The organism is Pseudogulbenkiania sp. NH8B, assembly GCF_000283535.1.
Taxonomy (GTDB): Bacteria; Pseudomonadota; Gammaproteobacteria; order Burkholderiales; family Chromobacteriaceae; genus Pseudogulbenkiania; species Pseudogulbenkiania ferrooxidans.
Genome location: NC_016002.1, coordinates 3,472,693 through 3,493,306 on the forward strand (window position 1 = coordinate 3,472,693; position 20,614 = coordinate 3,493,306).

Genomic DNA, 20,614 nt, shown 5'->3' on the forward strand with positions numbered 1-20,614 from the left:
CGCGCGCCTCCCCACACGGCGGCCGGCTTTCTCAGGCACGCGATCGGCGCGCCTGTCCCCGGATCATGGTCAGCACCATGTGGCGGCGATAACACAGCAGGTAGGCGACGTGCAGCCCCGCCAGCAGCAGGGTGAGGTTGGCCGAAGCCTCGTGCACCTCCTTGGCGATATCGCTCGCCTCGCCTTCCTCTCCATCCGCACTCGCCATGGCGGCGTCAGCCGTCTGCGCCGCAGGCAGCCCCAGCACCCGGGCATTGTCAACCATCATCAGGCCCGATCCCCCGGTCAGCACGGCGCCACTCAACAGCAGCACCGTCAAGAGCTTGCCCAGCAACGGGACACCTCGCGCCTGCCACTGGCCGGCGGTCGGCAGCAACGGCGGGAAGCCGCGGATTTTCGCGAGATGGGCCAGCAAGCGCAGCAGCAGCACCGCGATCAGACCGTAACCCAGCCAGACGTGCAGCAAGCCGCCGTCGTCGCCGCTCAGGTAGCCGAACAGGAAGAAGGCCGCGACCAGCCAGTGCAACAAGCGCAAACGATTGAAGGGATTCATGATGCTTCTCCGCCATGTGACCCTGATACGCTAAGGCGGAACGCTTAAGTCGACATTAACCATTTAATCGACAGGGTTTTAAGCGCAACTTAATGCTCCGCGCCTAGGCTGGAAGCTCTTCCTGCTTGCCGGAGTCTGCCCATGTCCCGTCTCTTCCTGCTGTTGCTGGCCGCCAGCCTCGCCCCCCTGGCCCAGGCCGCCTCCTCTCCTGCCGAGCTATTGCAGAGTTACGCCGCGGAAGCGCGCCAGGCCGCTCCGGGGTTCAGCGGCTTTTCCGCCGAACGCGGCAAGGAACTCTACTATCGCCGCAACACCAAGGATGGCAAGGCGATCAGCTGCGCCAGCTGCCACTCGGACGACCCGCGCCGCAGCGGCATGACGCCGAGCTTCCGCAAGATCGGGCCGATGGCCAGCGCGGTCAATCCGGAGCGCTTCCGCGACCCGGCCAAGGTGGAAAAATGGTTCCGCCGCAACTGCGACGACGTGCTGTCGCGCGCCTGCACCCCGCTGGAAAAGGGCGACTTCCTCACCTTCCTGACTACCCTGCGCTAGGAGACGAACATGCGCTATCTCGCTTCCCTCATTGCCGCTTCCCTGCTGCTGGCCGGCACCACCCACGCCGAGGAACATGAAGGACGCCGTCTGGCCATGCCGGCCAAGGTCAACGCGGCGTGGAAAACCGAGTGCGGCAGCTGCCATATGGCCTACCCGCCGGGCTTGCTGCCCGGCCGCTCGTGGAATGCCCTGATGGACAATCTGTCGCACCATTTCGGCAGCAACGCCTCGCTCGACAAGGGCACCGAGGCGGAAATCCGCCAGTTTCTGCTGTATGCCTCGAGCGACCGCGACACCCGGCCGGCCAAGGCCGCGCCGGGCGAGCGCATCGTCACCCGCATCACCGACACCGCGCGCTTTGCCGACTGGCACGAGGAAGTGCGGGCGGACGTGTTCCGGCGCCAATCGGTGGGCAGCGCGGCCAACTGCATGGCGTGCCATCGCGGCGCGGAACAGGGCAACTTCGACGAGCATCAGGTGCGCATTCCGCGCTGAAGCCGGGCTCGCAGCAGGCAGCCATGCGTCCGGGAAGCGTGTGGCTGTTTTTTTGCGGTATCCTCCTGCCAACGACATACCCGTGGGTTTAGCCATTTCTCATGCACTATCAGGAATCTCATGAAGCCGGCGATACCGGCGCCCGCAACCAGGCCGTCCAGCGCAGCACCTGGGTCAGCGTGGGTGTCAACCTGCTGCTGACGCTGGCCCAGCTCGCGGCCGGCCTGTTCGCCCATTCCTCGGCGCTGGTGGCCGATGCCATGCACTCGCTGTCGGACCTGCTGGCGGACTTCGTGGTGCTGCTCGCCAACCACCACAGCGCCAAGCCGGAGGACGAGGACCATCACTACGGCCATCGCCGCTACGAGAACGCCGCCTCGCTGGTGCTGGGCGTGCTGCTGCTGGCGGTCGGGCTCGGCATGCTGTGGAACGCCGCCGGCAAGTTCCTTGACCCCCACGCCCTGCCGCAGGTCAAGCCGCTGGCGCTGTACGTGGCGCTGGGCAGCCTCTTGGCCAAGGAGCTGCTGTTCCGTTACATGCTGGCGATCGCCAAGCGCGTCGGCTCCAGCCTGCTCATCGCCAACGCCTGGCACGCCCGTTCCGACGCCGCCTCGTCGCTGGTGGTGGCGGTAGGCATCATCGGCAACATGGCGGGCTGGACCTTCCTCGACCCGCTGGCAGCGGCACTGGTGGGCTTCATGATCAGCCGCACCGGCTGGGAGTTCAGCAGCGAGGCGTTCGGCGACCTCACCGACCGCGCGGTGTCGGCCGAGGAACAACAGGCGATCCGCGCCGAGATCGCCGCCGTGCCGGGGGTGGTGGAAGTCCACGACATGCGCATGCGGCGCATGGGCGACCTGGCCCTGGTGGACGTGCACATCGTGGTGCCGCCCAGCATCAGCGTGTCGGAAGGTCACCAGATCGCGGCATTGGCGCGCCAGCGCGTGCTGACGGCGCACCCGGTGCTCAACGTCACGGTGCACGTCGACTCCGACCTGAGCCACGCCCCGGTGCGTTACGAGCTGCCGATGCGCCCGGAGCTGGAAGCGCGCCTGAACCGCGCCCTGGGACGCCCGCTGCTCGACAGCGAGACGCTGCAATTGCACTACGCGCCGGACGGCATCCACGCCGTGCTGCTGCTGCCGGCCGCCGACAGCGCGGCCCTGCCGGCTTTGCAGGCCGCCCTGGCGGCGGAGGCGGACATCGTCGCCACCCGCGTCTACCTGCGCCCAGCCGCCTGAACCGTGCCGCAAAAGCGCTTCGGCCAACCTGACAAGGTTGGCCGAAGCGGTGATATGGGGTTGCCCGCGCTCAGTCGATGCGCTCGTAGCGCACTTCCAGCACCTCGATGGTTTCCTCCCCCTCCGGGCCGCGAAACACCACCTCGTCGCCTTCGCGCGCCTTGATCAGGCAGCGCGCGATGGGCGAAATCCAGCTGATGTGGCCGCGCGGCAGATCGATTTCGTCGACGCCGACGATACGCAGCAGTTGCTCCGAACCATCGCCACGCAGGATCAGCACGGTGGCGCTGAAGAAGATCTGGTCGGTCGCCTCGCGCGTTTCCGGGTCCACCACTTCGGCGATTTCCAGGCGCTTGGTAAGAAAGCGGATGCGCCGGTCGATCTCGCGCAGGCGGCGCTTGCCGTAGAGATAATCGCCGTTCTCCGAGCGGTCGCCGTTGCTGGCGGCCCAGTTCACCACGTTGACCATCTCCGGCCGCTCGCGGTGCACCAGGTGGTAGAGCTCGTTCTTCAGCCGCTGCCAGCCTTGCGGCGTCAGGTAGTTCTTGGTCGCCGCCGGCAGACGCTGCTCTGGCGGCAGGTCGTCATCGTGCTCGCCGTCGTCTTCCTTGGTAAACGCCTTGCTCATGCCGTGGGGTCTTTCCTGATTCGATGAGTGCAACGGAGGCAATAAAAAACCTCCAACACCCAACGATAGGGCCTTGGAGGCGGGCTTTCAAGTCATACTAGTGGCTCATTGGCGAAACCGGAGCGGGAGGGAGAAATCGTCGTGAGCAACCCCAGGCCGGTTCGAGAAGCACAGCCGTACAGATGGTACGGCGAGCATCACAGGGCCGGGATGGGGATGCGCAGCAGATTTATGCCCCCGCTCTTAGCGGGATTTGGCGCGACCGGTTACCGTCAGGTCCGACCACTTCATCACCGCCGCCACCTCGGCCGAGTTGAGCTCGTAGAACTGGCCACGCTTGAGGCGGGCCGGCAGGCCGATGTTGCCGAAGCGCACGCGGATCAGGCGGCTCACGGTGAGGCCGAAGTGTTCGAATATGCGGCGCACTTCGCGGTTGCGGCCTTCCTTGATCACCACGCGATACCAGTGGTTGACGCCCTCACCGCCCTGCTCGACGATGCGCTGGAAATGCGCCGGGCCGTCTTCCAGCTCGATGCCGCGCGTCATTTCCTTCATCTGTTCCGGCTCGAGCTGACCCAGTACGCGCACCGCGTACTCGCGCTCGGCTTCGAAGCTCGGGTGCATCAGGCGGTTGGCCAGTTCACCACTGGTGGTGACGATCAGCAGACCGCTGGTATTGACATCCAGACGCCCCACCGCCACCCAGCGGCTGCTCTTGGCCTGCGGCAGACGGTCGAAGATGGTGACGCGGCCTTCCGGGTCGTCGCGAGTGACCAGCTCGCCTTCCTGCTTGTGGTACAGGATCACGCGCGGCAGGCGGTCCGGCCACTTCAGGCGGATCGGGTTACCCTTGGCGGTGACGCGGTCCTGCGGGCCGACGCGGTCGCCCAGCGTGGCTTTCTTGCCGTTGACCAGGATCAGCCCGGCCTCGATCCATTCTTCCATCTCGCGGCGCGAGCCGACGCCGGACGCTGCCAGCGCCTTCTGCAGGCGCACCGGCTCGATCTGTTCCATGTCGACGCGGGTGTCGCGCAGGCGCTGGGCGCGGTCGAGGATCTGCTGGTTGGGGTCGCGCACGCGCAGCTTCTTGGCGCGCTCGACCTTGGGTGCGCGCTTGTCCTGCTGGCGAGACGCCGGCTGACGCTCTTCGTTCCAGTTGCGGCGCGGCTCGCCCTGGCCACCCTGTCCCATGGCCGGCTGACGTTCGTCGCGGCCGGCGTTGCGGTCGCGCTGGCCGAAGCCCTGCTTACCCTGTTGACCCTGACCGTCACGGCCGAAGGACGGCTGACGTTCGTCGCGGCCGGCGTTGCGGTCGCGCTGGCCGAAGCCCTGCTTGCCCTGTTGGCCCTGACCGTCACGGCCGAAGGACGGCTGACGCTCGTCGCGGCCGGCGTTGCGGTCGCGCTGGCCGAAGCCCTGCTTGCCTTCCTGCCGCTCGTCGCGGCCAAAGCCCTGCTGGCCGCGCTCGTCGCGACGGCCGAACGGCGCCTGCCCCGGCGGCGTGCGGTCACGCTGGCCGAAGCCGGGTTTGCTGCGACCCTGACCCTCCCGGGCTTGGGGCGCCTTGCCGGATGCCGGAGCACCGACGGCTTTGATCAGCGAAGAGCCTCCCGGCTTGCCGCTTCTCGATTGACCGAAACCGCCACGATCCGGCGCCGGCTGGCGCGGTTGCGAGGTTTCACGGCCTTTGACACGCGCCACCGGCTGGCGGGCGTGATTACGCTGTCCTTTAGACATCATCGTTCCTGTTCAATTACGTTGTCCGCCTCGTCGTCGAGGGGCACCGCGTCGGCTTCGCCGACGCTATCAGGCTGGACTTCCGGCAACACCAGCGTGCCAAGATCGGCCAGCGGCGGCAGATCGCGCAACGACACCAGTCCCAGATCATCGAGGAACTTGTGCGTCGTGGCGTACAGCCCCGGCCGGCCGGGCACATCCTTGTGCCCGATCACCTCCACCCAGCCGCGCTCCAGCAGCGTCTGCATCACGCTGGTGGACACCGAGACGCCGCGGATGGCTTCGATGTCGCCACGCGTCACCGGCTGGCGGTAGGCGACGATGGCCAGCGTCTCCATCACCGCGCGCGAGTAGCGCGGCGGCTTTTCCGGGGTGAGCCGCGCCAGGTACGGCGTGAACTCGGCCCGGGCGCGGAAGCGCCAGCCGGAAGCGAGCTTGACCAGCTCGATCCCGCGTCCCCGCCAGTCCTGCTGGATCTCCGCCAGGAGATCGTTGATCAGTGCCGCCTTGACGTCTTCGGTGAACAGCTTTTTCAGGGCTGATACCGAGAGCGCTTCGGCCGACGTCAACAACGCCGTCTCGAGCACGATCTTCAGGTACTTCAGGTCGGTAATGGTGGACATGAATCAGTGTAGTCCAGAGGGTAAAACGCGGGAAGGTGCGGATTTTACACGGTTTTTTGACAAAAAGATAACCGCTATGACAATGTGGGCCGTTACACCAGCGCCAGCCGCACGTAGATGGGCTGGTAGGCGGCGTCCTGGCTGACCTTGACCAGCCCTTCCTTGACCAGCTCCAGCACCGCGATGAAGTTGACCACCAGGTGCGGCACGCCCAGGGCCAGGTCGAACAGCTCCTCGAACGCCACGTACTCGCGCCCTTCCAGGTAGCGCAGGATCCAGGTCATCTGCGCGCGCACCGACAGCTCGTCCTTCTCCACCTTGTGGTGGCGCGTGTTCCGCGCGCGCGACAGGATGGCGAGCCAGGCCTGGCGCAGGTCGACCGCGCACACCTCGGGCAGGCGCTCTTCGGCCACCTGCTCGATCAGCACCGCGAGCCAGGCGAAGTCGCGGTCGGCCTGCGGCATCTTGTCGAGCTCCAGAGCGGCGAGCTTCATCTGCTCGTATTCCAGCAGCCGGCGCACCAGCTCGGCGCGCGGGTCGTCCGGCTCGCCCTCCTCGTCCCTGGGCGGACGCGGCAGCAGCAGGCGCGACTTGATCTCGATCAGCAGCGCCGCCATCAACAGGTACTCGGCCGCCAGCTCGAACTGCTCGCGCCGCATGGCGTCGATGTAGGCCATGTACTGCGCGGTGATCGGCGCCATCGGGATGTCGAGCACGTTGAGGTTCTGCTTGCGGATCAGGTAGAGCAAGAGGTCGAGCGGACCCTCGAAGCTCTCCAGGATCACCTGCAAGGCATCGGGCGGGATGAACAGGTCCTGCGGCACTTCCAGCACCGGCTGGCCGAAAACGTGGGCGATCGGCATGCCGGACGGCAGGTCGGGCGCGGTGAGCTCGAACGCGGAGGCGCCGTCAGCGGCAGGTGTATCGTTCGGCGTGCGGACGTCCATGGTTACCTAGCGGGGACAGATAAAAAGGGCGAGGAGTCCCCCGCCCTTGCCTGATTATTTCAGGCCAACAGGCTATAGCTTAGAGCCTGTTTCAGTAGCCCAGCCCCATCGCTTCCCGCACCTCGCGCATGGTGTCCTGGGCGATCTTGCCGGCACGGGCGCAGCCGTCGGCGACGATGTCCTTCACCAGCTGCGGGTTGTCGAGGTACTGCTGGGCGCGCTCGAACATCGGCTGCTGCTCCTTCAGCACGCCCTCGATCACCGGCTGCTTGCATTCCAGGCAACCGATGCCGGCGCTGGTACAGCCGGCCTGCACCCACTCGCGCGTGGCGCTGTCGGTGTAGACCTGGTGCAGCTGCCACACCGGGCACTTGGCCGGGTCGCCCGCGTCGGTGCGGCGCACGCGCGCCGGGTCGGTCGGCATGGCGCGGATCTTCTTGCTCACCGCGGCCGGCTCTTCGCGCATGGTGATGGTGTTGCCGTAGGACTTGGACATCTTCTGGCCGTCGAGCCCCGGCATCTTGGAGGCTTCGGTCAGCAGCGCTTCCGCTTCCGGCAGGATGATCTTGCCCTTGTTTTCCAGGTAGCCCAAGAGGCGCTCGCCGTCGACGGCACCGAGGTTCTGGCTGGCGCCGAGCAGCGCGCGTGCCGTCAGCAGCGCTTCGCCGTCGCCGTCCTGCAGGTAGCGCACGCGCAGCTGCTCGAACTCCTTGCCGGACTTGCCCATCTTCTTCACGGCGGCCTTGGCCAGTTCCTCGAAGTTGGGCTCGCGGCCGTAGAGGTGGTTGAAGCGGCGCGCCACTTCGCGCGTCAGCTCGATGTGCGGCACCTGGTCTTCGCCCACCGGCACGCGGCCGGCCTTGTAGATCAGGATGTCGGCGGCCTGCAGCAGCGGGTAGCCGAGGAAGCCGTAGGTGGTCAGGTCCTTGTGGCTCAGCTTGTCGATCTGGTCCTTGTAGGTCGGCACGCGCTCGAGCCAGCCCAGCGGGGTGACCATGGACAGCGCCAGGTGCAGTTCGGCGTGCTGCGGCACCTTGGACTGGATGAAGATGGTGGCCTTCTCCGGGTCGACGCCGGCAGCGAGCCAGTCGATCACCATGTCCCAGATGCTCTTCTCGATGATGCCGACTTCGTCGTAATTGGTGGTCAGCGCATGCCAGTCGGCCACCATGAACAGGCACTCGTGCTCGTTCTGCAGCGAGGTCCAGTTCTTGATCACGCCATGGTAATGGCCGAGGTGCAGCTTGCCGGTGGGGCGCATGCCGGAGAGAACGCGGTCTGCGAACATGGTCGTCATTCCAGATATTTAGGGTTGGGGGGCGTGCCGCAGCGCGCCCCCGGAAGGAGTCGGTGCCGGCCGTGATCGGCTAATGATCGCGGCCGCTTCGGCGTGATTTTGCCAGCAAAGCCTTACAGAAGCACGCCCAGCAGCGAGTACATCAGGTTGATGAAGGGCCGCAGGATCGGCGACAGCAGACCGGAGAACACCAGCGCCAGCAGGATCCACAGGCCGTAGGGTTCCAGGCGCGCGTACTTCCACGCCATGCCGGGCGGCAGCAGGCTCTCGAAGATGCGTCCGCCGTCGAGCGGCAGGATCGGCAGCAGGTTGAGCACCATCAGCACGATGTTGATCTGGATGCCGACCTGGCTCATCAGCGCCAGGGGCTCGCTGAAATAGCTGTCGACGTTCAGCGCGAGCTTGAACAGCAGCGCCCACATCAGCGCCATGCCCAGATTGGCCAGCGGGCCGGCCGCCGCCACCCAGCGCGTGCCGACGCGGCGGTTCTTCAGCGCGCCGAAGTTGACCGGCACCGGCTTGGCCCAGCCGAACAGCACGCCGCCGATGACCAGCCCCAGCAGCGGCAGCAGCACCGTGCCGACCGGGTCGATGTGCTTCAGGGGATTGAGCGTCATGCGCCCCATCATGTAGGCGGTGTTGTCGCCGAAGCGCCGCGCCATGTAGGCGTGCGCCGCTTCGTGCAGGGTGATGGCCAGCAGCACCGGCAGGGCGTAGATGGCGATTTTCTGGATGAGGTTGTAGGAATCCATGGTGTTAAAAGGAGGTCCTTCTCGCGAAGAGGGATTGATGAGTGAGAGTAGCGGCCACCCCTTTCGTTCCGGCCGCCAGGTTGGCCGAAGCCTCGGGGGGCGTGAAAAACATCCCCGCGCTCAGAAGCCGAACAACGCCGGGTCGCCCTTGCCGCGGCGCACCAGCTCGACGCCCTCGGTGAGATCGATCACCGTGGTGGGCTCGGTGCCGCACCAGCCGCCGTCGATCACCAGGTCGACCTGACGCTCCATCCGCTCACGGATTTCATAAGGATCGGTGAGGGCCTCGCTGTCGCCCGGCAGCGACAGGGTACAGGACAGGATCGGCTCGCCCAGCTCGGCCAGCAGCGCCAGCGCCACCGGGTGCTCCGGCACCCGGAGGCCGATGGTGGCGCGCTTGGGGTGCAGCGTGCGGCGCGGCACTTCCTTGGTGGCCTGCAGGATGAAGGTGTAGCTGCCCGGCGTGGCGGCCTTGAGTTGGCGGAACTGGCTGTTGTCGACGCGGGCGTAGTTGGACAGCTCGGAGAGATCGGCACACACCAGCGTCAGGTGGTGCTTGAGGTCGAGCTGGCGGATGTCGAGGATGCGCTCCATCGCCGCCTTGTCGCCCAGCAGGCAGCCGAGCGCGTAACAGGAATCGGTGGGGTAGACGATCACCCCGCCCGCGCGCAGGATCTTCACCGCCTCGCGGATCAGACGGGCTTGCGGGTTGTCGGGGTGGATCACGAAGAACTGGGCCATGAGGTTTCCGGTTGGGTCGGGTTCAGGCGAGTACGCGGCCGTTTTCCAGCAGGCGTTGCCACACCGGCCGGCAGATCGGCGGCAGATCGTCGGTACGGCCGACATCGCGGCCGCCCTCGCCGGGGGCGTGGAAATCGCTGCCGGCACTCGCCAGGAGGTCGTAGCGCTGGGCGATCAGGGCGTACTTGTGCAGATCGTCCAGGCTGTGGCTGCCGCTGGCGACCTCGATCGCTTCGCCGCCGGCATCCTTGAAGTCGAAGATCAGCCGCTCGGTCAGGGTGCGCCCCATGTCGTAGCGGCCGGGGTGGGCGATCACCGCGATGCCGCCCGCGCTGCAGATCCAGCCCACGGCGTCGGCCAGGCTCGCCCACTCGTGCGGCACGTAGCCGGGCTTGCCCGGGGTCAGGTACTTGCGGAACACGCTGCGCACGTCCTTGACGTGGCCGCTGCTGACCAGGTAGCGCGCCACGTGGGTGCGGCCGATCATCTCCAGGTTGTCGCACAGCGCCGAGGCCCCCTCGAAGGCGCCCTCGATGCCGACCTTGGCCAGCGACTCGGCCATGGCGCGGGCGCGGTTGATGCGCCCGTCGCGGATGCCCTGCAGCCCGGCGGCCAGGGCGTCGTGGTCCGGGTCGATGCCGAGGCCGACGATGTGCACGGTGTGCTTGCCCCAGCTTACCGAGATTTCCACGCCGTTGAGAAAGCTGACACCGCAGTCGCGCGCGGTAGCGGCGGCTTCGGCCAGCCCGGCGGTGCAGTCGTGGTCGGTCAGCGCCAACAAGGTGGCGCCGCGCTCGGCACCTCGGCGGATCACCTCGGCCGGCGACAGCGCGCCGTCGGAGAACAACGAGTGGAAATGCAGATCGATGTCGGCCATGTCAGGCTCCGTCGCCGCCGGCCTGACGCGCCGCTTCGCGCACCTGCCATTCGGCCAGTTTGCGGCGGTAGTCGTTCAGCTCGGTGGTGTAGGTGTCCCACACGCACGGCTCGCAGCCGCTGCCGCAGCACATGTCGTCGCTCGGTTCGATGGGCGCCTCCGGCATCGGATCGAACACGTCGTCGTCAGGCATCGGCGGCCTCCACGCGCAGCGTGAAGCCGTCGCCGCTGACGACCTGACCGGAGCGGATCTTGCAGGTCTTGCGCAGCTCGATCTGGCCGTCCACCGACACCAGCCCTTCGGCAATCATGTGCTTGGCCGCGCCGCCGCTATGGGCCACGGCACAGGCCTTGAGCAGGTCGCACAGGGCGATGTATTCACCACGCAATGAGAAGGTTTCGTTCATTTTTTCACATTCGATAGGGACAGGGCTGTGAGCCAGCTGTGGATAGGTGACGCAAGCCCTTCATCGGACAGCCCTTTTTTGGGCTGACCATTTTTTAATCAAGTTTCCAACTCTATCCACGACCGTCCGGGACAGCCTTGTGAGCGAACTGTGGATAGTTTCGCTAAGATGCTGGCCGGCAAGGGGATTTTTCGATCAGCTTAAATTTTAAGCAATCCAGCCTGGCGAATCGCCGTCAGCGCCGCCTCGAGCCGGGCCGTCCCCTGCCCGCGAACCGGCCGCGGCAGCACGCCGGCCGCCTCCAGCGCCGCGCGGTACAGGCCCCACAGCCAGTCGCGCTGATCCGGGTGGCTGCGCAGCGGGTCGGGCTGCCACGGCAGGTCGGGACAGGCCAGCAGCGTCAGCGCGTAATCCCGCGGGCGGTTGAGCGCCGCGAGTTCGGGCGCCGCGCGGCCAAATGCCACCTCGGCCCAGATCACGCAGGTCAGCGCCGTGCTGTCGCACACCAGCACCTCGGCGTGGCGTGCCGCTTCGGCCTCGCGCGCCAGCTGGCCGCGCGCGATGGCCAGCACGTCGTGCGGCGTCGGCGCGTAAACACGCTCGGCGTAATAGTCGCGGGCGTATTCCTCCACGCAGCATGCCGCCACACCGGCCCCGTTCAGGCTCGCCGTCAGCGCCTGCGCCAGCGTGCTCTTGCCGCAGGACTCGGGGCCGACGATGGCCAGACGCAAGGGAGGCGGAGGGTATGCCGTCATAATAGAGTGGGCTAAACGGCCATTATACGGCGGCTTGGGGATAATCCGGAAATTCTCACAGGCTGCGGGGACAGCGCTGTGGGCGAGCTGTGGACAAGCGGGCTAAGCCCATGACGGGGAACGCTTTTGCATGGGCTGATCATTTTTTAGTCAATCCTGCCGGTGCAGGGGCGGCAGAAGGCCCCCGGCGAGCCCCGCCAGCACAGGGCTCGATCCCCTGTCGCTGGCGTTGCCACGGCACCCTGGCGGCCGGTCGGTGCCCGTCGCCGTGCCGTCCCCACCGGCGCAAGAGCCGGGCCGGCGCCGAGAGGATCTTCGCACTCCAGGGGTGCTCGCACCGTTCCGGCCGGCGCCCGCAACGATTCGCCCACGGGCACGATACGGCGCTCTCGCCCCAAGAAAAAAGGCGCGGACTTGCGCGCCTTTTTTCGCCGGCTCCTTTAGTGTCAGCCTGGCTGCACGCTCATCTCGCCCGCCAGCGCGCACTGCATCGCCGCACGCCGTTGTTCCGGCGACAACGCCTGCGAGCACAACACGGTCAGCTTGGCGACGGCGGCTTCCGGCGTCAGGTCGGCCCCGGCCACGACACCGGCCCGCGCCAGCGGTTGGCTGGCGGCGTAGGCCCCCACTTCGACTGCACCGTGCACCACCTGGCTGATGTTGACGACCACCGTCCCTGCCGCCGAGGCCTGGGCCACGCCGGCGAGCAGCGCGGCATCGGCCGGGGCGTTGCCGTTGCCATAGCTCATCAGCACCGCGCCATCGAGCCGGGCTTCGGCCAACGTTTGCCCGATCAGCGCGGTGCCGGCGCCCGGGGTCAGGAACAACGCCGCCACGCGGACGTCTTCGCGCAGCGTGACCGGCGTGAATGCGCCCTGCTGCGCCCGCCAGTGCTGGCGCTGCCAGTCGGCCTTGATGCCGAAGTGCGCCAGCGGCGGCGCGTTGGGCGAATCGAAACCGGCAAAGCTGGCGGCGTCGAGCTTGCGCGCGCGACAGCCACGCAGCAGCAGGCGGTCGAAGGCGATGGCCACTTCGCACAGGTCGGGTTGGCAGGCGGCTTCCAGCGCGTCGGCCAGGTTGCTCCAGCCGTCCGAACGCGGGTGCACCAGCGGCAGTTGCGAGCCGGTCACCACCACCGGCTTGCCCAGGCCTGGCAAGGCGAAGGCCAGCACCGACGCGGTGTAGGCCATGGTGTCGGTGCCGTGGATCACCACGAAGCCGTCGTAGGCGTCGTAACGGTCGGCGATATCGCCGATGATGCGGTTCCAGTGCGCCGGCGTGATCGCCGACGAATCGATCAGTTCGGGGTATTCCACCACGTCGAAGGCGAGCTCGGCGCTGTGGAAACGTTCCAGCAGGCGCGGCAGCAAGCCGGGCACCGGCGCCAGGCCGTCCGGGGTGTGGTCCATGCCGATGGTGCCGCCGGTATACAGCACGAGCAGGCGTCGAGTCATTGCGCGTCTCCTGAGGCGCGCGCGGCCGCGACGACGGGCCGCGCGGGTCGTGAAAAAGAAGACGGCCATGATATACAGTCGACAATGAAAAGGCACCCCTGGCGCCACGCCGCGGTTCAGGTGAGCCCCGGTGGATCCAAGTTGCCGGAAACAGGAAGGAGGCGGTATCCGCCGGAGGACGGCAAGGCCGCCCCCCGCGTCACACCCGTGGCACTACCAGTAGAACGACAGGCTGGTGGCGCCGCCGCCCAGCCGTACCTTGCGGTTCTGCACCTGCTCCTGGTAGCGGGCGCTGACCTGATACTGGCCACGGGGCAGCTTGGCATAGAGCAGCGGCCCGTCCGCGACGGTATCGAGCACGGTGTCGCCGTGGGCGTTCTTGACCACCACCGCGACCGACGACAGGTACTCGCCGCTGCCCTTGGCGGCAAACAGCAGTTGCAGGTTGTAGTCGCGGCGCGCCTCGTGCATCGCCGCCAGTTCGTCGTCGCCGATGCCGCCGCTGACGAAGCTCGCCTCGCCCTGGGTCTGCACCTTGGGCAGGGCCGTCGTGTCGGCCCAGGCCGGAGCGCTGCCCAGCCAGGCCATCATCACCACCGCCAGTACGCTTTTCTGCCTGTTCGTCATGATTTGTTTCTCCTATGGCAGTTGAACACAAACGGCCCGCCAGCCCCGGACAGGGAAACTACACTCAATACAAGCGCGTCCGGCGGCAAGACCGCGTCGGTCACCACACGCACCTACGAACCGCTTAGTCGCCGGCAGCGGCGTCATGGTTCCCCTGGTGCGCCGTCCGCCCACGCCACGCGCCCGTCAGGCCCCTATCCGCCAACCCCAGCGAGGAACGCACCATGTCGCGGCAAACGCCCCTCGAACGCTATCGCAACATCGGCATCAGCGCCCACATCGACGCCGGCAAGACCACCACCACCGAGCGCATCCTGTTCTACACCGGGGTCAGCCACAAGATGGGCGAGGTGCACGAAGGCGCGGCGGTGATGGACTGGATGGCGCAGGAGCAGGAGCGCGGCATCACCATCACCTCGGCCGCCACCACCTGCTTCTGGAAGGGCATGGCCGGGCAGTACCCGCAGCACCGCATCAACATCATCGACACCCCGGGCCACGTCGACTTCACCATCGAGGTGGAACGCTCGCTGCGCGTGCTGGACGGGGCGGTGATGCTGTACGACGCGGTGGGCGGAGTGCAGCCGCAGTCCGAGACGGTGTGGCGCCAGGCCAACAAGTACCACGTGCCGCGCCTGGCCTTCGTCAACAAGATGGACCGCGTCGGTGCCGACTTCTTCCGCGTGCAGCGCCAGATTCGCGAACGCCTGAACGGGCGCGCCGTGCCGATCCAGCTGCCGTTCGGCAGCGAAGACGCCTTCCACGGCGTGATCGACCTGGTGAAGATGCGCCTCATCGTCTGGGACGACGCCAGCCAGGGGGTGAAATTCGACGAGCGCGGGATTCCGCCGGCGCTGCGCGCCGAGGCCGAGCGCTGGCGCGACAAGATGATCGAGGCCGCCGCCGAAGCCAGCGAGGAGCTAACCAACCGCTACCTCGAGCGCGGCACGTTGGCCGAAGACGAGATCCGCCAGGGGCTGCGCCAGCTCACCATCCGCGGCGAGATCGTGCCGCTGCTGTGCGGCTCGGCGTTCAAGAACCGCGGCGTGCAGGCGCTGCTCGACGCCGTGATCGACTACCTGCCCTCCCCCCTCGAGATTCCGCCGGTCAGCGGCGTCGACGCCAGGGAACAGCCGGTGACGCGCCACGCCCGCGACGACGAGCCCTTCGCCGCGCTCGCCTTCAAGATCATGACCGACCCCTACGTCGGCCAGCTCACCTTCCTGCGCGTCTATTCCGGCCTGCTGCGCTCCGGCGACAGCGTCTACAACCTGGCGCGCGACAAGAAGGAGCGCATCGGCCGGCTGCTGCAGATGCACGCCAACCACCGCGAGGAGGTGAAGGAGGTGATGGCCGGCGACATCGTCGCCGCTGTCGGCCTCAAGGAAGTCACCACCGGCGACACGCTGTCGAGCCCGGACGCCGTGGTCGCGCTGGAGCGCATCGTGTTTCCCGAACCGGTCATCGCCCAGGCGGTGGAGCCCAAGACCAAGGCCGACCAGGAGAAGATGGCGCTGGCGCTGCAGCGGCTGGCGCAGGAAGACCCCTCGTTCCACGTCTACAGCGACGAGGAATCGGGCCAGACCATCATCTCCGGCATGGGTGAGCTGCACCTGGAAATCCTGGTCGACCGGCTGCGCCGCGAGTTTGGCGTCAGCGCCAGCGTCGGCCAGCCGCAGGTGGCGTATCGCGAGACCATCGCCCGCGCCAGCCCCGAGGTCGAGGGCAAGTTCATCCGCCAGTCCGGCGGCCACGGCCAGTACGGCCACGTGGTGCTGAAGCTGGAGCCGCGCCCGCGCGGCGCCGGCTTCGAGTTCGCCGACGCCATCAAGGGCGGGGTGATCCCGCGCGAATTCATCCCGGCGGTGCAGAAAGGCATCGTCGAGGCGCTGGCCAACGGCGTGCTGGCCGGCTACCCGGTGGTCGACGTCAAGGCATCGTTGGTGTTCGGCTCCTACCATGACGTCGACTCCAGCGAGAACGCCTTCAAGATCGCCGCCGCCCAGGCCCTGCGCGACGGCCTGCGCCAGGCCGGGCCGGAGCTGCTGGAACCGGTGATGGCGGTGGACGTGGAAACCCCGGAGGAGAAAATGGGGGACGTCATGGGCGACCTCACCGGCCGGCGCGGCGTGATCCAGGGCATGGACGACCTGCCCGGCGGCAGCGGCAAGAGCATCCGCGCCGAGGTGCCGCTGGCGGAGATGTTCGGCTACTCCACCGCGCTGCGCTCGCTGACCCAGGGCCGCGCCACCTACAGCATGGAGTTCCACCACTACGCCCCGGTGCCGGCAGCGCTGCAGCAGGCGCTGGTGAGCGGCATGGGGCGGACGCTGCCGGGACGCGGCTGAGAGGCCGTCGCCGGCGCGGCCTCACTCCTCGCCGGTCACGCCGAACTCGATCGGGGTCTTGATGTAGAAGATGCGCAGGTTTTCTTCGCGCAGCCGGGCGAAGAAACAGTCGGCCTCTTCCGCCGTCACCGCCATGGTGATCTCCAGCGGCTGGTCGGCCAGTTCGAAGAAGCGCGACGAGTGCAGACGCCGGGCGTGGCCGAAGCCCTCCGCCGCGGACAGCAGGGTGGCACCCCGGATACCGAGGTGACGGGCCTCGTCGAGCAGCCACTGCGCCAGTGCGCGGCGGCCATGCAGACGGTCTTGCACGGTAAAGAATGACAACTGGTAGCCGATCATCACCGTTCCTCCTTTTGCTGTGGCCGATCGGCCAGACAAACGGCAACCCGCCGGCCTTGGCCGGCGGCCCCTACGAGTATAGGCCGCACGTCAAATCCTTACCGGAGGCAATGGCGGCGCCCCATCGTCATTGCCCAAGTCATGCGCCTTCCTGGCAATGGCGGATTCCGTTTCTTACTCTTAATAGCATCACCGACGCCATCCCGGCGAGACCTGTCCGCAAAGATGCCGGCAGCCGAACGTGCCCGCCGGGAACACGCAACATCGAACAACCATCGTCCATCCAAGGGGAACACCATGTCATCTCGCACCACGCTGCGCCGCTGCGCCGCCCTCGCCCTGGCGGGCATGCTCTGGTCGGCGCACAGCCCGGCGGCGGAAGGACTGCGCGTCGGCTCCAAGATCGATACCGAAGGCTCGCTGCTCGGCAACCTCATCCTGCAGACGCTCGAGGCCCACGGCATCAAGACGGTCAACCGCCTGCAACTGGGCAACACCAAGGTGATCCGCGAGGCCATCACCTCGGGCGAGGTGGACATCTACCCCGAGTACACCGGCAACGGCGCCTTCTTCTTCAGCGACGAAAAGAATCCGGTGTGGAAAAACGCCAAGGCCGGCTACGAGCGGGTCAAGGCGCTGGATTTCGAGAAGAACCGCATCGTCTGGCTGACGCCGTCGCCGGCCAACAACACCTGGGCCATCGCCATCCGCAAGGACGTCGCCAGCGCCAACAAGCTCAAGACCCTGGCCGACCTGGGACAATGGATCAGCAAGGGCGGCAACTTCAAGCTGGCGGCCTCGGCCGAATTCATCGAACGGCCCGACGCCCTGCCCGCCTTCGAGCAGGCCTACGGCTTCAAGCTGAAGCAGGACCAGTTGCTGACCCTGGCCGGCGGCGACACCTCGGTCACCATCAAGGCGGCGGCGGAAAAGACCTCGGGGGTGAACGCCGCCATGGCCTACGGCACCGACGGCCCGGTCGCCGCACTCGGCCTGGTGACGCTGGACGACGTGCGCGGGGTGCAGCCGATCTACGCCCCCACCCCGATCATCCGCAGCGAAGCCCTAGGCAAGTACCCCAAGGTGCGCGAGCTGCTCAAGCCGGTGTTCCTGTCGCTCGACGGCGCGACGCTGCAGAAGCTCAACGGCCAGATCGCCATCGAGGGGCAGGATGCGCGCAAGGTGGCCGCCAGCTATCTCAAGAGCAAAGGCTTCGTAAAATAAGCGCTCCTGTCATCCGGTGGCGACGCCTGCGCCACGCGAGCCTGGGCGCCACCCGCGCGGCGTTGACTGGTCCGCCGACCGGGATAATAGGCCCGGGGCAAACCGGGATCCGGCATGGCCGTCCGTAACCCCGTGCCGCTGCTGCTGGTCGGCCTGATGCTGCTCGCGGCCTGGACCCTGCCGCTGCTCAGCCACGCCCCCAACCGGCTGCTCAGCGGCCACGGCATCCTGCTCTCGACGCTGCTCCACGGCCCCCGCCTGCTGCTGTTGCTGCCCGCCTTGCCCTTGCTGGCGGCGCCGTGGCTGCCGCCCCAGCGCGGCTGCAGCGTGCTGCTGGCTAGCGCCGCCAGCCTGTGGCTCGCCGCCCTCACCGCACTGGCCGGCGTCGAGGCGGCCCGGCTCGGCGGCGGGGCCGACACGCTGGCGCGTACCTCGCTCGGCGGCGGCTACTGGGCCTTGTTCATCCTGGGCACGCTGCTCGCCAACGACGCCTTGCGCCACCTCGGCGGCGCCGGCGGCCGCCTGGCGCTGGCGCAGCTCGCGTTCTTCCTTCCGCTGCTGGCGCTGTTGCTGTCGGGCCGGCTGGAGGCGCTGTCACTGCTCAAGGAATACGCCAATCACCGCGACAGCTTCGACGAAGCGCTGGGGCGCCATCTGCAGCTGGTGGGACTGACGCTGCTGCCGGCCGGGGTGGGCGGTGCGGCGCTGGGGCTGTGGGCATTCCGCCGGCCACGCGCCCGGGGCGTGTTGTTCGCCGCGCTCAACATGGTCCAGACCGTCCCCTCGCTCGCCCTGTTCGGGCTGTTGATCGCACCGCTCGCCGCGCTGGGCCGGCTGCTGCCCGGTTCGGGCCTGGCCGGCATCGGCTTGCCGCCGGCCTTGCTGGCGCTGACCCTGTACGGCTTGCTGCCGATGGCGCGCAGCACGCTGGCGGGGCTGCAGCAGATTCCGGACGGCGTGCTGGAGGCCGCGCGCGGCATGGGGCTCAGCGCCGGGCAGCGCTGGCGGCGCGTCGAGCTGCCGCTGGCCCTGCCGGTGCTGATCTCCGGCCTGCGCGTGACCGCGATCCAGGCGGTGGGGCTGGCCCAGCTCGCCGCCCTGATCGGCGCCGGCGGTTTCGGCGCCATCATGTTCCAGGGCCTGTCGGGCAGCGCGCTCGACCTGGTGTTGCTGGGGGTGATCCCGGTGGTGGTGCTGGCGGTCGCCGTGGATGCGTTGTTCAAGCTGCTGCTGTCGCTGCTGGAGGTCGGCCCGCGATGATCGAGTTTGCCCAGGTGAGCAAGTCCTTCGACGGCCAGCGCGCGGTGGACGCGCTGGACCTGGTGATTCCGCAGGGGGAGCTCGCCGTGCTGATCGGCACCTCGGGGTCGGGCAAGTCCACCACGCTGAAGATGATCAACCGCCTGGTGGAGTACGACAGCGGCACGCTGCGTTTCGCCGGCGAGGACGTGCGGCGCTTTCGCCCGGAAACCCTGCGCCGGCGCATGGGCTACGCCATCCAGTCGATCGGGCTGTTCCCGCACTGGACGGTGGAGCAGAACATCGCCACGGTGCCGCAGCTGCTGAACTGGCCGAAGCCGCGCATCCGCGACCGCGTCACCGAACTGCTGACCTTGCTGCACCTGGAGCCCGAGCAGTATCGCCGGCGCTTTCCGCACCAGCTGTCCGGCGGCCAGCAGCAGCGCGTCGGCGTGGCGCGGGCGCTCGCCGCCGACCCCGACGTGCTATTGATGGACGAGCCGTTCGGCGCGCTCGACCCGGTGACGCGCGCCGCGCTGCAGGACGAGCTGCGGCGCATCCACGCGCTGTCGGGTAAGACCATCGTGCTGGTGACCCACGACATCGACGAGGCGCTCGGCCTGGCGCAACGCATCGTGCTGCTGGAGCGGGGCCGCATCGTGCAGCAGGGCAGTCCGCTGGAACTGCTGACCCGCCCGGCCAGCGACGCGGTGCGCGATTTCATCGGCCGCAGCGACATCGGCATCAAGCTGTTGGCGCTGGAACGCGTGGCGGCACGCGCCCGGCCGGGCGAAGCGGCGGCGGGCGAGCCGATCGCGACCGGGGCCACGCTGCGCGAGGCGCTGTCCGCCTTCGTCACGCGCGGCGTGGAGCGGCTGCCGGTGATCGACGCGCAGGGGCGCCCGGCGGGCACGCTGCACTTTGCCGACCTGCTGCCGCCGGCACCATGAACAGACCGCCCCAAGGTTGGCCGAAGACCCTGCGACGGTGGGCATGCACGCCGTTGTCGTGCAGCCTTGCCGCGCTGCTGGCGCTCACCTTCGGCATGCCGGCCTTGCGCCCGCTGTTCGCCGCGCTGTTTCCCGAACTGGACCGCCCCATCTACCAGCAGGACAGTTTCGCCGCGCTGGTGCTGGCCCACGTCTCGCTGGTGGCGGCGTCCAGCGCCGTCGCCATCGTGGCGGGGACCGTGCTCGGCCTCGCGGTCTGCCGCCCCGCCGGCCGGGCGTTCCGGCCGCTGTTGGAATCGCTGCTGGCGATGAGCCAGTCTTTCCCGCCGGTCGCGGTGCTGGCGGTGGCGGCGCCGCTGATCGGCTTCGGCGAAGCGCCGGCGCTGATCGCCCTGGTGCTGTACGGCGTGCTGCCGATCGCCCAGGGCACCCTGGCCGGGCTCGACGCGGTGCCGGCGGCGACGCGCGACGTGGCGCAGGGACTGGGGTTCGCCCCCTGGCAGGCGCTGTGGCGGGTGGAGTTGCCGCTGGCCGCCCCGGTGATCCTGGCCGGCGTGCGCACCTCGGTGGTGATCAACATCGGCACCGCCACCATCGCCTCGACGGTGGGCGCCAAGACCCTGGGCTCGCCCATCATCGTCGGCCTGAGCGGCTTCAATACCGCCTACGTGATCCAGGGCGCGGTACTGGTGGCGCTGCTGGCCATCTGCTGCGACCAGCTGTTCGAGCGCCTGCAACGGCGCCTGAGCGCCTGGCAGCCGACGGAAGGCGCCGCGGCCGAGACCGCCCCGCCACCGAGCGCAGGACACTGACACGACAGGAAAG

Annotated in this window: 23 protein-coding genes; 8 read left to right on the forward strand and 15 right to left on the reverse strand. The window is 68.0% G+C overall.

Annotated features, from left to right (window positions below):
• Positions 1-31: 31 nt before the first annotated feature.
• Entirely contained in the window at positions 32-553 is a 522-nt protein-coding gene (locus NH8B_RS15990) for a cytochrome b/b6 domain-containing protein (protein ID WP_014088195.1), read from the reverse strand.
• A gap of 141 nt (positions 554-694) precedes the next feature.
• On the opposite strand from NH8B_RS15990, the gene NH8B_RS15995 reads away from it, so the two are divergent.
• From NH8B_RS15995 to NH8B_RS16005, 3 genes are all read left to right on the forward strand, one after another.
• The gene (locus NH8B_RS15995) at positions 695-1,105 is read left to right on the forward strand and encodes a DUF1924 domain-containing protein (RefSeq protein ID WP_014088196.1); all 411 of its coding nucleotides are present in this window, start codon (positions 695-697) and stop codon (positions 1,103-1,105) included.
• A 9-nt stretch (positions 1,106-1,114) separates the two neighbouring features.
• Entirely contained in the window at positions 1,115-1,603 is a 489-nt protein-coding gene (locus tag NH8B_RS16000) for a diheme cytochrome c (protein ID WP_014088197.1), read from the forward strand.
• A gap of 101 nt (positions 1,604-1,704) precedes the next feature.
• Positions 1,705-2,844, forward strand: a complete 1,140-nt coding sequence (locus NH8B_RS16005) for a cation diffusion facilitator family transporter (RefSeq protein ID WP_014088198.1) — start codon at positions 1,705-1,707, stop codon at positions 2,842-2,844.
• A gap of 70 nt (positions 2,845-2,914) precedes the next feature.
• Here NH8B_RS16005 and greB read toward each other — a convergent pair whose 3' ends face one another.
• The 13 genes from greB to NH8B_RS16075 form a co-directional block, all read right to left on the reverse strand.
• On the reverse strand, positions 2,915-3,472 hold the full coding sequence (gene greB / locus NH8B_RS16010) for a transcription elongation factor GreB (protein ID WP_014088199.1): 558 nt from the start codon (positions 3,470-3,472) through the stop codon (positions 2,915-2,917).
• 243 nt (positions 3,473-3,715) lie between these two features.
• Positions 3,716-4,663: a 23S rRNA pseudouridine(2605) synthase RluB gene (rluB, locus tag NH8B_RS21230; protein WP_232503570.1), complete on the reverse strand. Its 948-nt coding sequence runs from the start codon at positions 4,661-4,663 to the stop codon at positions 3,716-3,718.
• A gap of 545 nt (positions 4,664-5,208) precedes the next feature.
• A complete protein-coding gene (scpB, locus tag NH8B_RS16020) occupies positions 5,209-5,832 on the reverse strand; it encodes an SMC-Scp complex subunit ScpB (RefSeq protein WP_008954940.1) in 624 nt (207 codons plus the stop codon).
• Positions 5,833-5,924: 92 nt separating this feature from the next.
• The gene (locus NH8B_RS16025) at positions 5,925-6,779 is read right to left on the reverse strand and encodes a segregation and condensation protein A (protein WP_014088201.1); all 855 of its coding nucleotides are present in this window, start codon (positions 6,777-6,779) and stop codon (positions 5,925-5,927) included.
• A gap of 91 nt (positions 6,780-6,870) precedes the next feature.
• The gene (locus NH8B_RS16030) at positions 6,871-8,067 is read right to left on the reverse strand and encodes a tryptophan--tRNA ligase (RefSeq protein ID WP_041703053.1); all 1,197 of its coding nucleotides are present in this window, start codon (positions 8,065-8,067) and stop codon (positions 6,871-6,873) included.
• Between the two features lie 122 nt (positions 8,068-8,189).
• Positions 8,190-8,828, reverse strand: coding sequence for a site-2 protease family protein (locus NH8B_RS16035; RefSeq protein WP_008954937.1), 639 nt, complete (start codon positions 8,826-8,828; stop codon positions 8,190-8,192).
• A 120-nt stretch (positions 8,829-8,948) separates the two neighbouring features.
• Complete coding sequence (locus NH8B_RS16040; RefSeq protein ID WP_014088203.1) at positions 8,949-9,569, reverse strand: L-threonylcarbamoyladenylate synthase; 621 nt, start codon at positions 9,567-9,569, stop codon at positions 8,949-8,951.
• Positions 9,570-9,591: 22 nt separating this feature from the next.
• On the reverse strand, positions 9,592-10,446 hold the full coding sequence (locus NH8B_RS16045) for a 3',5'-nucleoside bisphosphate phosphatase (RefSeq protein WP_014088204.1): 855 nt from the start codon (positions 10,444-10,446) through the stop codon (positions 9,592-9,594).
• Position 10,447: 1 nt separating this feature from the next.
• Positions 10,448-10,639 (reverse strand): oxidoreductase-like domain-containing protein, encoded by a 192-nt coding sequence (locus tag NH8B_RS16050; protein WP_014088205.1) that lies wholly within the window; start codon positions 10,637-10,639, stop codon positions 10,448-10,450.
• Entirely contained in the window at positions 10,632-10,853 is a 222-nt protein-coding gene (locus tag NH8B_RS16055; protein WP_014088206.1) for an RNA-binding S4 domain-containing protein, read from the reverse strand. Before NH8B_RS16055 ends, NH8B_RS16050 begins: the two co-directional genes overlap by 8 nt.
• A 200-nt stretch (positions 10,854-11,053) precedes the next feature.
• Complete coding sequence (locus NH8B_RS16060) at positions 11,054-11,608, reverse strand: AAA family ATPase (protein WP_014088207.1); 555 nt, start codon at positions 11,606-11,608, stop codon at positions 11,054-11,056.
• Between the two features lie 446 nt (positions 11,609-12,054).
• Positions 12,055-13,062 (reverse strand): asparaginase, encoded by a 1,008-nt coding sequence (locus tag NH8B_RS16070; protein WP_014088208.1) that lies wholly within the window; start codon positions 13,060-13,062, stop codon positions 12,055-12,057.
• Between the two features lie 213 nt (positions 13,063-13,275).
• On the reverse strand, positions 13,276-13,689 hold the full coding sequence (locus NH8B_RS16075; protein WP_014088209.1) for a hypothetical protein: 414 nt from the start codon (positions 13,687-13,689) through the stop codon (positions 13,276-13,278).
• A gap of 224 nt (positions 13,690-13,913) precedes the next feature.
• Between NH8B_RS16075 and fusA the strand changes: the two genes are divergently transcribed.
• Positions 13,914-16,037 carry an elongation factor G gene (fusA, locus tag NH8B_RS16080; RefSeq protein WP_014088210.1) on the forward strand — a complete coding sequence of 708 codons (2,124 nt, stop codon included), beginning with the start codon at positions 13,914-13,916 and terminating at the stop codon, positions 16,035-16,037.
• Positions 16,038-16,058: 21 nt separating this feature from the next.
• On the opposite strand, the gene NH8B_RS16085 is transcribed toward fusA, so the two are convergent.
• Positions 16,059-16,376, reverse strand: a complete 318-nt coding sequence (locus NH8B_RS16085; RefSeq protein ID WP_008954927.1) for a DUF190 domain-containing protein — start codon at positions 16,374-16,376, stop codon at positions 16,059-16,061.
• Between the two features lie 297 nt (positions 16,377-16,673).
• Between NH8B_RS16085 and NH8B_RS16090 the strand changes: the two genes are divergently transcribed.
• The 4 genes from NH8B_RS16090 to NH8B_RS16105 all read left to right on the forward strand — a co-directional run bounded on the left by NH8B_RS16090 (position 16,674) and on the right by NH8B_RS16105 (position 20,601).
• The gene (locus NH8B_RS16090; protein ID WP_014088211.1) at positions 16,674-17,600 is read left to right on the forward strand and encodes a glycine betaine ABC transporter substrate-binding protein OsmF; all 927 of its coding nucleotides are present in this window, start codon (positions 16,674-16,676) and stop codon (positions 17,598-17,600) included.
• A gap of 114 nt (positions 17,601-17,714) precedes the next feature.
• Positions 17,715-18,860 carry an ABC transporter permease gene (locus tag NH8B_RS16095; protein WP_014088212.1) on the forward strand — a complete coding sequence of 382 codons (1,146 nt, stop codon included), beginning with the start codon at positions 17,715-17,717 and terminating at the stop codon, positions 18,858-18,860.
• Positions 18,857-19,789: an ABC transporter ATP-binding protein gene (locus NH8B_RS16100; RefSeq protein WP_014088213.1), complete on the forward strand. Its 933-nt coding sequence runs from the start codon at positions 18,857-18,859 to the stop codon at positions 19,787-19,789. Before NH8B_RS16095 ends, NH8B_RS16100 begins: the two co-directional genes overlap by 4 nt.
• A complete protein-coding gene (locus NH8B_RS16105; RefSeq protein WP_051002171.1) occupies positions 19,786-20,601 on the forward strand; it encodes an ABC transporter permease in 816 nt (271 codons plus the stop codon). Before NH8B_RS16100 ends, NH8B_RS16105 begins: the two co-directional genes overlap by 4 nt.
• Positions 20,602-20,614 lie beyond the last annotated feature (13 nt).

Bases quoted from the DNA above. Each gene is read 5' to 3' on its own strand.
- NH8B_RS15990 (WP_014088195.1), bottom strand. From the start codon at position 553: ATGAATCCCTTCAATCGTTTGCGCTTGTTGCACTGGCTGGTCGCGGCC.
- NH8B_RS15995 (WP_014088196.1), top strand. From the start codon at position 695: ATGTCCCGTCTCTTCCTGCTGTTGCTGGCCGCCAGCCTCGCCCCCCTG.
- NH8B_RS16000 (WP_014088197.1), top strand. From the start codon at position 1,115: ATGCGCTATCTCGCTTCCCTCATTGCCGCTTCCCTGCTGCTGGCCGGC.
- NH8B_RS16005 (WP_014088198.1), top strand. From the start codon at position 1,705: ATGCACTATCAGGAATCTCATGAAGCCGGCGATACCGGCGCCCGCAAC.
- greB (WP_014088199.1), bottom strand. From the start codon at position 3,472: ATGAGCAAGGCGTTTACCAAGGAAGACGACGGCGAGCACGATGACGAC.
- rluB (WP_232503570.1), bottom strand. From the start codon at position 4,663: ATGGGACAGGGTGGCCAGGGCGAGCCGCGCCGCAACTGGAACGAAGAG.
- scpB (WP_008954940.1), bottom strand. From the start codon at position 5,832: ATGTCCACCATTACCGACCTGAAGTACCTGAAGATCGTGCTCGAGACG.
- NH8B_RS16025 (WP_014088201.1), bottom strand. From the start codon at position 6,779: ATGGACGTCCGCACGCCGAACGATACACCTGCCGCTGACGGCGCCTCC.
- NH8B_RS16030 (WP_041703053.1), bottom strand. From the start codon at position 8,067: ATGTTCGCAGACCGCGTTCTCTCCGGCATGCGCCCCACCGGCAAGCTG.
- NH8B_RS16035 (WP_008954937.1), bottom strand. From the start codon at position 8,828: ATGGATTCCTACAACCTCATCCAGAAAATCGCCATCTACGCCCTGCCG.
- NH8B_RS16040 (WP_014088203.1), bottom strand. From the start codon at position 9,569: ATGGCCCAGTTCTTCGTGATCCACCCCGACAACCCGCAAGCCCGTCTG.
- NH8B_RS16045 (WP_014088204.1), bottom strand. From the start codon at position 10,446: ATGGCCGACATCGATCTGCATTTCCACTCGTTGTTCTCCGACGGCGCG.
- NH8B_RS16050 (WP_014088205.1), bottom strand. From the start codon at position 10,639: ATGCCTGACGACGACGTGTTCGATCCGATGCCGGAGGCGCCCATCGAA.
- NH8B_RS16055 (WP_014088206.1), bottom strand. From the start codon at position 10,853: ATGAACGAAACCTTCTCATTGCGTGGTGAATACATCGCCCTGTGCGAC.
- NH8B_RS16060 (WP_014088207.1), bottom strand. From the start codon at position 11,608: ATGACGGCATACCCTCCGCCTCCCTTGCGTCTGGCCATCGTCGGCCCC.
- NH8B_RS16070 (WP_014088208.1), bottom strand. From the start codon at position 13,062: ATGACTCGACGCCTGCTCGTGCTGTATACCGGCGGCACCATCGGCATG.
- NH8B_RS16075 (WP_014088209.1), bottom strand. From the start codon at position 13,689: ATGACGAACAGGCAGAAAAGCGTACTGGCGGTGGTGATGATGGCCTGG.
- fusA (WP_014088210.1), top strand. From the start codon at position 13,914: ATGTCGCGGCAAACGCCCCTCGAACGCTATCGCAACATCGGCATCAGC.
- NH8B_RS16085 (WP_008954927.1), bottom strand. From the start codon at position 16,376: ATGATCGGCTACCAGTTGTCATTCTTTACCGTGCAAGACCGTCTGCAT.
- NH8B_RS16090 (WP_014088211.1), top strand. From the start codon at position 16,674: ATGTCATCTCGCACCACGCTGCGCCGCTGCGCCGCCCTCGCCCTGGCG.
- NH8B_RS16095 (WP_014088212.1), top strand. From the start codon at position 17,715: ATGGCCGTCCGTAACCCCGTGCCGCTGCTGCTGGTCGGCCTGATGCTG.
- NH8B_RS16100 (WP_014088213.1), top strand. From the start codon at position 18,857: ATGATCGAGTTTGCCCAGGTGAGCAAGTCCTTCGACGGCCAGCGCGCG.
- NH8B_RS16105 (WP_051002171.1), top strand. From the start codon at position 19,786: ATGAACAGACCGCCCCAAGGTTGGCCGAAGACCCTGCGACGGTGGGCA.